This window comes from Actinomadura sp. 9N407 (assembly GCF_044326315.1).
Classification (GTDB): Bacteria; Actinomycetota; Actinomycetes; order Streptosporangiales; family Streptosporangiaceae; genus Spirillospora.
The window spans coordinates 189,990-199,802 of record NZ_JBIRAW010000011.1; the positions used below are offsets into that span (position 1 = coordinate 189,990).

8 protein-coding genes are annotated in these 9,813 nt (G+C 74.2%); 7 read left to right on the forward strand and 1 reads right to left on the reverse strand.

Annotation, left to right across the window (positions count from 1 at the left end):
• The first annotated feature begins 38 nt into the window (after window positions 1–38).
• From ACH34Q_RS19850 to ACH34Q_RS19880, 7 genes are all read left to right on the forward strand, one after another.
• Window positions 39–1,400, forward strand: coding sequence for an SDR family NAD(P)-dependent oxidoreductase (locus tag ACH34Q_RS19850; protein ID WP_395984458.1), 1,362 nt, complete (start codon window positions 39–41; stop codon window positions 1,398–1,400).
• The gene (locus ACH34Q_RS19855; protein ID WP_395984459.1) at window positions 1,400–2,533 is read left to right on the forward strand and encodes a gala protein; all 1,134 of its coding nucleotides are present in this window, start codon (window positions 1,400–1,402) and stop codon (window positions 2,531–2,533) included. The genes ACH34Q_RS19850 and ACH34Q_RS19855 overlap by 1 nt, the downstream gene beginning before the upstream one ends.
• Window positions 2,530–4,212 (forward strand): ankyrin repeat domain-containing protein, encoded by a 1,683-nt coding sequence (locus tag ACH34Q_RS19860; protein ID WP_395984460.1) that lies wholly within the window; start codon window positions 2,530–2,532, stop codon window positions 4,210–4,212. The genes ACH34Q_RS19855 and ACH34Q_RS19860 overlap by 4 nt, the downstream gene beginning before the upstream one ends.
• Window positions 4,213–4,277: 65 nt before the next feature.
• On the forward strand, window positions 4,278–5,720 hold the full coding sequence (locus ACH34Q_RS19865) for an ankyrin repeat domain-containing protein (protein WP_395984461.1): 1,443 nt from the start codon (window positions 4,278–4,280) through the stop codon (window positions 5,718–5,720).
• Window positions 5,721–5,768: 48 nt separating this feature from the next.
• Window positions 5,769–6,959 (forward strand): AAA family ATPase, encoded by a 1,191-nt coding sequence (locus tag ACH34Q_RS19870; RefSeq protein WP_395984462.1) that lies wholly within the window; start codon window positions 5,769–5,771, stop codon window positions 6,957–6,959.
• A 1-nt stretch (window position 6,960) separates the two neighbouring features.
• Entirely contained in the window at window positions 6,961–8,145 is a 1,185-nt protein-coding gene (locus ACH34Q_RS19875; protein ID WP_395984463.1) for a VWA-like domain-containing protein, read from the forward strand.
• Between the two features lie 17 nt (window positions 8,146–8,162).
• Window positions 8,163–9,107, forward strand: coding sequence for an MBL fold metallo-hydrolase (locus tag ACH34Q_RS19880; RefSeq protein ID WP_395984464.1), 945 nt, complete (start codon window positions 8,163–8,165; stop codon window positions 9,105–9,107).
• Between the two features lie 37 nt (window positions 9,108–9,144).
• Here ACH34Q_RS19880 and ACH34Q_RS19885 read toward each other — a convergent pair whose 3' ends face one another.
• Window positions 9,145–9,801 carry a hypothetical protein gene (locus tag ACH34Q_RS19885; RefSeq protein ID WP_395984465.1) on the reverse strand — a complete coding sequence of 219 codons (657 nt, stop codon included), beginning with the start codon at window positions 9,799–9,801 and terminating at the stop codon, window positions 9,145–9,147.
• Window positions 9,802–9,813 lie beyond the last annotated feature (12 nt).

A 9,813-nucleotide genomic window follows, 5' to 3' on the forward strand; every position in this document is an offset into this window, starting at 1 on the left:
TCACCCTCACTTTGCGCGGATGTGATCAGGAGCTCCCGATGATGCCGGTCGACGCCGACATCGAGACCTGCCTGCGGGTGCTGACCTGGGCCCGTACGGCCGATCCCGGCGATCCGCGCCGGCGCGAGGTGAGCGAGGCCGCCACGCTCCTCTACCAAGTGGCCAGGAAGGCCCGCAAGGTGGAGCGGCGGGCCGAGCGCCGCCATCGGGACCGCGAGCTCCTCGCCGCCACGACCCGCTACCGGGAGCAGGACCCGGGACCGGCCGAGGCACCCGCGCCGCCCGCCGAGCGGGCGACGATAGGGACGCTGAACGAGCCGCGCCGCTGCTATGTCTGCAAGATCCATTACCTGGAGATCCATCCGGACTACCACCTGCTGTGCGCGCCGTGCGCCGAGGAGAACCTCGCCCGCCGGCACGCGCGCTGCGATCTGGCCGGGCGCCGGGCGATCGTCACCGGCGGCCGGGTGAAGATCGGCTTCCAGGTGGCGCTGAAGCTGCTGCGGGACGGGGCCGAGGTCATGGTCACCACCCGGTTCCCGCGCGACGCGGCGCGCCGGTTCGCCGAGGTACCGGACGCCTCCGACTGGATCGGCCGGCTGCACGTCCACGGGGTCGACCTGCTCGACCTGCCCGCGGTGGCCGGGCTGCTGCGCACGGCGCACGAACGGTTCGACCATCTCGACATCCTGATCAACAACGCGGCGCAGACGATCCGGCGGCCCGCCGCGTACCACCGCGAGGTGCGCGCGGCGGAACGGGCGGCGCTGACCGGCCCCGCCGCCCGGATCGAGGTGACCGACGAGCGGGACGGGACCCTGCTCCCCGCCACGACCGGAGCCGAGCCCGCCGCCGTGGAGGCGCTGTTCCCGGCGGGCCGTACGGACGAGACGGGCCAGCCGCTCGACCTGCGCGAGCGCAACAGCTGGAGCCTGCGGCTGCACGAGGTGGACCCCGGCGAGTGGCTGGAGGTCCAGATGGTGAACGCGTTCGCGCCGTTCCTGCTGACCTCGCGGTTGCGCGGGCTGATGGAGGCGTCGCCCTGGCCGGACCGGTACGTGGTCCAGGTCTCGGCGATGGAGGGCAGCTTCTCGCGGCGCGGCAAGACCGTCCGGCATCCGCACACCAACATGGCCAAGGCCTCGCTCAACATGATGACCCGCACGTCCGCCGCCGACTACGCGGCCTCCGGCATCCACATGACCAGCGTGGACACCGGATGGGTCACCGACGAGCGGGCGCATCCCGTCAAGCTCGCGCAGCGCGAGGCGGGCTTCCGGCCGCCGCTGGACGTGATCGACGGCGCGGCCCGGGTGTACGACCCGGTGGTACGCGGCGCCGGTGGCGGCGAGCGGCTGTCCGGGCTGTTCCTGAAGGACTACCGACCGGTGGAGTGGTGATGGCAGAACCGACGCCCGTACGCTGCCCGGCGATCGAGCACCCCGACGTGCCGCTCGCCGACCCGACCGGGCTGGAGCCGCTTCTCGGCCGGCTGGCCTCGCCCGCCGGGGTCGAGGAGGACGAGACGTTCCCGCTCGGCACGTTGCGCCCGGACGGGCGCGTCGATCTGTGCAAGCAGGGGCTGGGCGCGCCGGGCGTCGCCCGCCTGCTGCCCGCCGCCGTGGCCTCCCCGCACGCCGTCCACGTACTGCTGGGCACCAACGCCATCGGCGACGAGGGCGCCCGTACGGTCGCGGACGCGCTGGAGCCCGGCCATGGCCTGGAGACCGTCTACCTCGGCTGCAACCGCATCGGTCCCGAAGGCGCGACGGCGCTGGCCGAGCGGCTGGCCGGGGACGGCACGGTCCGCGCCGTGTGGCTCAAGCGCAACCCGGTCGGCGACGCGGGCGCGCGGGCGATGGCCGGCATGCTCCGCCGCAACGCGGCCGTCCGCACGCTCGACCTGGTCAACACCGGGATCACCGGCGAGGGCCTGCGCGCCCTGGTGGACGCGCTCATCGAGCGTGAAGCGCCGCTGGAACGCCTCGCCCTCGGCGGGAACGGCCTGAGCATCGACGAAGCCGATCTCCTCGCCGCGCTGATCCGCGACGCGGGCGTCCGCGAACTGTTCCTGTCGGCGAACCACCTCGGCGACGCGGGTGCCGCCGTCCTGGCGGGGGCGGCGGATCCGGCCCGTCCCGTACGGCTCGGCCTCGGCGGCAACGGCATCGGCCCCGGCGGAGCCCGCGCCCTGGCCGGGGCATTGGACGGGATCGAGTCGCTCGACCTGGCCCGGCCGCCGTCCGAGCGCGCTCTGGGAGCGCCGCCCAACGCGACCGGCGACGAGGGCGCGGCCGCACTCGCCGCGGCACTGCCCGGCAGCCCGCTGCGCCGCCTGGACCTGCGCCGTACCGGCATCACGGGACGCGGCGCCAAGGCCCTCCTGTCCTCCGTGCCGGACGACACCCCGCTCGAATACGTGGGCCTGGGCCCGGGCGTTCCGCGCAGGGTGAAGCGGGCCTTCGTCCCCCGGCTGCGCCCGGCCGCCCGCCCGCACCCCGACATGCAGGCGATCGGGAGCATCTACCGTTGAGCGGCCCTGCCCGGCACGCCGAGCGGGAACTGGCCGACTGGCGCCGGATCCGCCGCTACGCCGTGCCCCGCTGGATGATCGAGCAGGCCACCGAACGGCGCCTGGCCGGCGACTGGGCGGGCGCCTGCGCGGCGGCCCGGGTCCGGGTCCCCTTCGACCTGCCGTCGGTCGCGAACGAGCACGGCGCCGAGACCGCCGCCGCTCTGGAGGAGGAGCTGCGGCATCTGGCGCCCGACCTGCTGCGCTGGCACCTGCCCAGGTACCGCCACGGCCGCGCCACCATCGCCACGCGCCAGGCGCTCATCCTGGCCGAGTACGGCGAGGTCACCCTGCACGTCCGCACGCCGACGATGGCCGACGGGCCGCAACACCTGACGCTGTGCTTCGAGCCCGTGGCCCCGGAGAGCCACGAGGACGAGTACCTGGAGGACCGCACCGAGGAGATCGACTGGACCGGCGTCCGGCATCTTTGGGACGTCCGCCGCTCGGCCGAGCTGCTCGAACGCTGCGGCGGCACCGATCGCGCACCGTTCTTCCACGCCGACGGCCGCCCGCTCGCCGCCGCCGAGCTCGGCGGCTCCGGCGACGCGGCCGGGCTGGCCGAACGGGTCACGCTGCTCCAGGATCGGGGCGACCTGGAGGCGGCCTTCGCGGCGGCCGGCTTCGAGGTGGACCTGACACCGCCCAACGTGTCGAGCTACTACGACCGTGACCCGCGTCCGGTCCTGACCCGGATGCCGATCGCACTGTCCCGGCTCCTGCCGGAGATCCGCCGGCGCGGCGGCACCCGGCACCGGGCCGCCGCCGCGTGGCCGTTCTCGGTCCAGATCGAGACCGGCCAGCAATCGCGGGTCCAGGTCGTGGCCCAGAAGCCGATGGCCGGCGCTCCCTACGACCCGGAGACGCTGCCCGAGGCGGTCTGGCGCCGACTGCCCGACCTCGACCTGCTCCGGACCGGGGCGATCGGCCCGGACGACCTGCATCCGCTGGTGCGTTCCGCGCTCTTCCCCGCCCTTCCCGAGTCCGCCACCCGGCCTCCCGAATCGTGGCGGCCCGAGCCGGTACGGGTGCGCTGCCGCGGGGAGTGGCACGAGGTCGCCGTCCACGACGGCGACCTGAAGATCCCGCACAGCGACGAGGAGCTGGAGCGCGAGCAGGCGCTCCGTGCGCTCGGCGGTGAGATCGCGGGCTGCTTCACCACGTACGCGGCCTGGCACGGCGCCGAGGGCCGGCTCCCCCGCAGGCTCCGCGACCAGCGGCAGGAGCTGTTCCTGCGCGCCCAGCACGGCGACGCCCCCGGCGTACTGCGCCTGCTGGACGCCGGGGCCGATCCCCGTGCCCGCGACGGCCGCAAGCGCACGCTGCTGCACGTCCTGCACTGGCTCGACCACGAGGAGCTGCTGCCCCGCCTGCTGAAGGCCGGTCTCGACCTGGAGATCGCCGACCAGAACGGCCGGACGCCGCTGCACATGGCCGTCGGCGACCACGGCTCGCCGGAGCTCATCCGGGCGCTGGTGGACGCCGGGGCCCGGATCGACGTGGTGGACGAGATGGAGTTCGGCCTGATCGACTTCATCAAGCGGTGGAAGCGCACCGACCTCGGCTGGCTCCGGGAGCGCCTCGAAGCCGAGTGTCCCGATGCCGGCGGCGCCTTCTGGTCCGCCGAGGAGGGGTACTGATCGGTACCCGGCCCCCTGATCTGGCCGCGTACCAGCGGATCCGCCGGTACGCGGTACCGCGCTGGATGATCGAGGAAGCGACCGAACGCCGGCTGGCCGGTGACTGGCGCGGTGCCTGCGCCGCCGCCGGATTCGACGTCGGCTTGGACCTCGACGGGGTCGCCCGCGAGCACGGCGCCATGGTGGCCGACCGCCTGGCCGCCGACCTGCCATGGCTCGTTCCGGACCTGGTGCGCTGGCACCTGCCCCGGTACGGGGGCGGGCGCACGACCATCGCCCCGCGCCAGGCGATCCTGCTCGCGGGCTACGACCGCATCGACGAGGCGACCGACATTTGCTGCGGCTGCATGTCCCACACCCTGCACGTGGAGACGCCCTCTCTCGTCGAGGGCCCGCAACGGCCGCGCCTCGTCTTCGGGGAGGTCCGCGTGGACAACAGGAACAACCCGCTGCCGGGGCGGGACTGGACGTCCTCACGGCACCTGTGGGACGCCCGCCGTACCGGTGAGCTGCTCGAACGTTGCGGCGGCGGTGACCGGGCCCCGTTCTTCCACCTCGACGGGACGCCGCTCGCCGCCGATGAACTGCCGGCCGCCGATCCCGGCCCGGACGCCCCTGTCGCGCACGTCGAGTGGGCGACCCTCCTGCAGGACCAGGGTGAGACCGAAGCGACGCTCGCCGCCGCGGGCATCTTCCTGGTCGGTACGGGCCAGGACCCGAACTCGCGCCTGCCCGATCTCGACCTGCTGCGCGCCGGGCTGATCACGCCCGAGGAGCTGCATCCGCTCGTCCTCGCCGCGCTGTTTCCAGACCGTACGCCCGCCCGCGTCCCGGCCGAGCCGTCCGGTGACCCGGCTCCGGTTTCCGCGCGGGTCCGCTGCCGGGGCGAGTGGCACGAGATGCGCGTCCGCGACGGCGCGCTCCGCGACCCGCACGGCAGGGACGAGCACGAGCGCGAGCGCGCGATCCGCTCGCTCGGCGGCGCGGTCAGCGGCTGCTTCGCCGTCAGGCAGGCATGGACGGAGGGCACCGGGCGCCTTCCCAAGGCCCTGCGGGCGCGGCGTGACGAGCTCTTCCTGCGTGCCCAGCACGGCGACGCTCCGGGAGTCCTGCGGCTCCTGGACCAGGGCGCCGACCCGCATGTCCGCGACGGGCGCGGCCGGACGCTGCTGCACCACATCCACAAGCTCCCGTGGGAGGAACTGCTGCCCCGGCTGCTGGACGCCGGGCTCGATCTGGAGGAGCGCGACCGGCACGGCCGCACCCCGCTGCACCTCGCCGTCGGCGAGCACGGTTCCGAGGAGCTCGTGCGGGCGCTGCTGGACGCCGGTGCGCGGATCCACGTGGCCGACCGGTACGACCAGTCCGTGGCGAGCGTGATCCGGCGCCGCAACATCGTCCGGCGGACCGGCCGGACCGAGCTGATCTTCCTCGCGGACCGGCTGGCCCGGGAGCGACCGGGCGTCGCGGCCTCGATCCGCTACGACACCTCCGGCCGGATGTACTGAACCGGATGTACTGAGCCGATACCGAGCACGACCGAGAGAGGGCGAACGTTGAACCCGTACCCTGGCGACCCGCTGGCGGCGGCCGACGAGCTGAACGCGCGGGCGCGCGCGTCGCGGACCGAGCCGGCCGAGAGCGCCCAGCACGAGGCGCTCGCGCTCGCGGTCACGGCGAACCTGCCGGTGCTGCTGTGGGGCGAGCCGGGCATCGGCAAGTCCGCGGGCATGGAGCAGCTGGCCGCCGGGCTCGACGTCCCGCTGGAGACGGTGATCGCCAGCGTGCACGAGCCGTCCGACTTCGCCGGGCTGCCGATCATCGGCGACGATCCGGCCACCACGGGCGTGCCGATGGCGCCGCCGGACTGGGCCGTACGGCTGGCCGCGGCCGGGCGCGGCATGGTCTTCTTCGACGAGCTGTCGTCCGCGCCGCCCGCCGTCCAGGCGGCGCTGCTGCGGGTGGTGCTGGAACGCCGGGTCGGCAGCCTGGCGCTGCCGGAGCCGGTACGGATCGTCGCGGCGGCCAACCCGCCGTCCAGCGCGGCCGACGGCTGGCATCTGAGCCCGCCGCTGGCCAACCGCTTCGTCCACCTGTACTGGACGCACGACGCGCGCACGGTCGCGCGCGGCATGGCGGGCACCTGGCCGTCGGTACGGATCCCGCTGGTCGATCCCGGCAAGGCGTCCAGCGCGATCGCACGGGCGCGGGGCACGATCTCCGGTTTCCTGACCGCGCGGCCGGGACTGGCGCACCACCTGCCCACCGACGCGGAGGCGCGGGGCGGGGCGTGGCCGTCGCCGCGTACGTGGGAGATGGCGCTGCGGTTGCTGGCCGCCGGGTACGCGACGGACGCGGGACCGGAGGGCCTGTCGGCGGCGCTGGTCGGGGCCGTCGGGGACGGCGCCGGCATCGAGCTGCTGTCCTACCTGGAGGAGCTGGACCTGCCCGACCCTGACCGGGTACTGGCCAACCCGGACGCCTTCACGCTGCCCAAGCGCGGTGACCGCCAGCTGGCGTTCCTCACCGCCGTCGTGTCGGCCGTCCAGGGCGATCTGAGCCGGCGGCGCTGGGAGGCCGGCTGGACGGTGCTGGCCAAGGCCGTCGACGCGGGCGTTCCCGACGTGGCCGCGCGCGCCGCCGTCGACCTGGCCGCGCTGCGCGACACCGACTGGGCGGTTCCGAGCGGGATCGACGGATTCATCGACATCCTGCGGCTGTCCGGGGCGATGCCGGGCGGAGGCTGAGGTGGATCGCAACAAACTGCTGGCCGCGCGCTACCGGGCGGCGTCCGAGCGCCCGTACCTGGCCTCGGCGCTGTACTCGCTGTCGGTCGTGCCGACCGAGAGCGTGCCGACGATGGGCGTGGACAAGCACTGGCGCTGCTACGTCTCCCCCGCGTTCGTGGACGCGACGCCCGTACCCGAGCTGGCGGGGGTGTGGATCCACGAGGTGGCGCACCTGCTGCGCGACCACCACGGGCGGGCCGCGCGGCTGCCCGCCGCCGACCAGCGCGACCATGGCCGGGTCAACATCGCCCAGGACTGCGAGATCAACGACGATCTCATCACCGACGGGCTGCCGCTGCCCGAGGGGCGGGTCGTGCCCGGAACGTTCGGGCTGGCCGATGGACAGCTGTTCGAGGCCTATCTGCCGAGCATCCCGCCGCAGCCGCATCTCGACTGCGGGTCGGGGGCGCACGGGGTGGCCATGCCGTGGGAGTCGGTCGGCCCGGGGAATCCCATGGTCACCCCGGTCGAGGCGGAGGCGCTGCGGCGCGCCACCGCCGAGGCGATCCGCTCGCGTGTACGGGGCCGCGGCACCGTACCGGGAGGCTGGCGGCGCTGGGCCGAGGAGATCCTGGAGCCGACCGTCGACTGGCGGCGCGTCCTGGCCGGCGCGGTGCGCGAGGCGGTCGCCTGGGCCGGCGGCGCGGTCGACTACACCTACCGGCGGCCGTCGCGGCGGACGGCGGCGATGCGCGGCGTGGTGCTGCCGACGCTGCAGCGCCCGCTGCCCCGGGTCGCGATCGTCGTCGACACCTCGGGCTCGATGGGCGAGGACGATCTGGCCGCCGCGATGGCCGAGGTCACCGGCGTGCTGCGCGAGGTGGGCGTGCGCGGCAACCGGGTCAGCGTGCTGGCCTGCGACGCCGACGTGCAGGCCGTGTCGCGGGTGACGTCGGCCGACCAGGTCACGCTCGCGGGCGGCGGCGGCACCGACATGCGCGTCGGGATCGCCTCCGCCCTGGCGTCGCGCGACAGGCCCAACGTGGTGATCGTGCTCACCGACGGGCACACCCCGTGGCCGGACGAGCCCGCCACCTGCCGCCTGATCGCCGCGCTCGTCGGCACCGATCCACCGGACCCGCCCGCCTGGGTGGAGACCGTACGGCTCGGCGATCCTGCGGGATACTCGGCACCACGTTCCTGAGCCGGAGGGCAACCGCCATGAGCAGCGCCGCGCACGACGACATCACCATGCCTGGACGGCCCCGCCTGGAGGAGGTCGGGGACGGCGTCTTCGCGTACCTGCAGCCGGACGGGACCTGGTGGATCAACAACACCGGCTTCCTGGTCGGCTCCCGGGGCGTGATCAGCGTGGACGCGTGCTCCACCGAACGGCGCACCCGCGCCTACATCGAGGCCATCCGCACCGTGACGGACCGGCCGGTCCGGACACTGATCAACACCCATCACCACGGCGACCACACGTTCGGCAACCACCTGTTCGCCGGGGCCACCGTCGTCGGCCACGAGGAGACCCGGGCCGGCGTGCTGGCCTGGGGCGAGCCGGTGGCCGCGCCGATCTGGACCGACGTCGACTGGGGCGCGTTCGCGCTCGAGCCGCCGTTCCTCACCTACACCGAGGGCGTCACGGTCTGGGCCGACGATCTGCGGTGCGAGGTACGGCACGTGGGCACGCCGGCGCACACCACCAACGACTCGATCGTGTGGATCCCGGAGAAGAACCTGCTGTTCTGCGGCGACCTGCTGTTCAACGGCGGGACCCCGTTCCTGCTCCAGGGTTCGGTGGCCGGGGCCATCACGGTGCTGGAGGACGTCATCGCCCCGCTGGGCGCCGAGACGGTCGTTCCGGGACACGGGCCGGTGGCGGGGCCGGAGCTGATCGACCAGGTGCTGGGCTACCTGCGGTTCATCCAGGCGACGGCGAAGGCCGGCAAGGAGGCGGGCCTGGCCCCGCTGGAGGCCGCCCGCGAGACCGACCTCGGCCCGTACGCGGGGCTGACCGACCCCGAACGGCTCGTCGGCAACCTGCACCGCGCGTACAGCGAGCTGGAGGGCGCCCCGCTGGGCGCCCAGATCGACACGCTGGGCGCGCTGTCCGACATGATCACCTACAACGGCGGCCGCCCGCTGACCTGCCGCGCCTGACCTGCCGGGCCTGACCTGCCGCGGCTGAGGGGGCCGGTCAGCCGTTGCGGACCATCAGCCACTCGGCGTCCTGCACGTAGTACTTGAAGTCGGCGCGCAGCGCGCCGACGACCGCCGACATGTGCCAGGCGCCCCAGACCACGGCGATCTTGACGGGCTCGGTGTAGCGCTCCCGGTGCAGCGTGCCGAGCGTCTTGACGAGCCGCCCTTCCCGCCGGTCCTCGGAGCCGTCCTCCTGGTGCTGGTCGTGGCTTTCGGCCTCATCGAGGTCGGAGAGACCGCGCGGGTCGCCGTAGCGTCCCTGCACGCGCATCCAGACGGCCGCGACCGTGTCCGCCGCGGTCTCGGCGAGCCGTTCCAGATCGGACCGCTCGCGGCCGGGCGGCCGCGGTGGCCGCTCGTACTCCCAGATGACCGGGACGCCGAGCGACTCCAGGTCGAGCCCGTGGATCTGGTCGACCAGACGGTCGTAGCGGAGCCTGGCCATCCGCTCCTGCATGGGCAGCGTCCCGGTCGGCGTGCCCTCGGCGACGATGACCGCGCAGCCGGACGCCCGCGCGGCCACCTCGTCGTAGAACGACTGCTCGCCCACATGGACCATGGGGAACAGCACGAACTGCAGCGGCGTCGTCCGGCGGCCGAGCGTCAGCACGGACGACCGGACGCCGATGACACTGGACTCGATGAACTGCATGTAGCGCCCCCT

What these genes read in the sequence shown, in the direction of transcription:
- ACH34Q_RS19850 (WP_395984458.1), top strand. Translation starts at nt 39, where the DNA reads ATGATGCCGGTCGACGCCGACATCGAGACCTGCCTGCGGGTGCTGACC.
- ACH34Q_RS19855 (WP_395984459.1), top strand. Translation starts at nt 1,400, where the DNA reads ATGGCAGAACCGACGCCCGTACGCTGCCCGGCGATCGAGCACCCCGAC.
- ACH34Q_RS19865 (WP_395984461.1), top strand. Translation starts at nt 4,278, where the DNA reads ATGATCGAGGAAGCGACCGAACGCCGGCTGGCCGGTGACTGGCGCGGT.
- ACH34Q_RS19880 (WP_395984464.1), top strand. Translation starts at nt 8,163, where the DNA reads ATGAGCAGCGCCGCGCACGACGACATCACCATGCCTGGACGGCCCCGC.
- ACH34Q_RS19885 (WP_395984465.1), bottom strand. Translation starts at nt 9,801, where the DNA reads ATGCAGTTCATCGAGTCCAGTGTCATCGGCGTCCGGTCGTCCGTGCTG.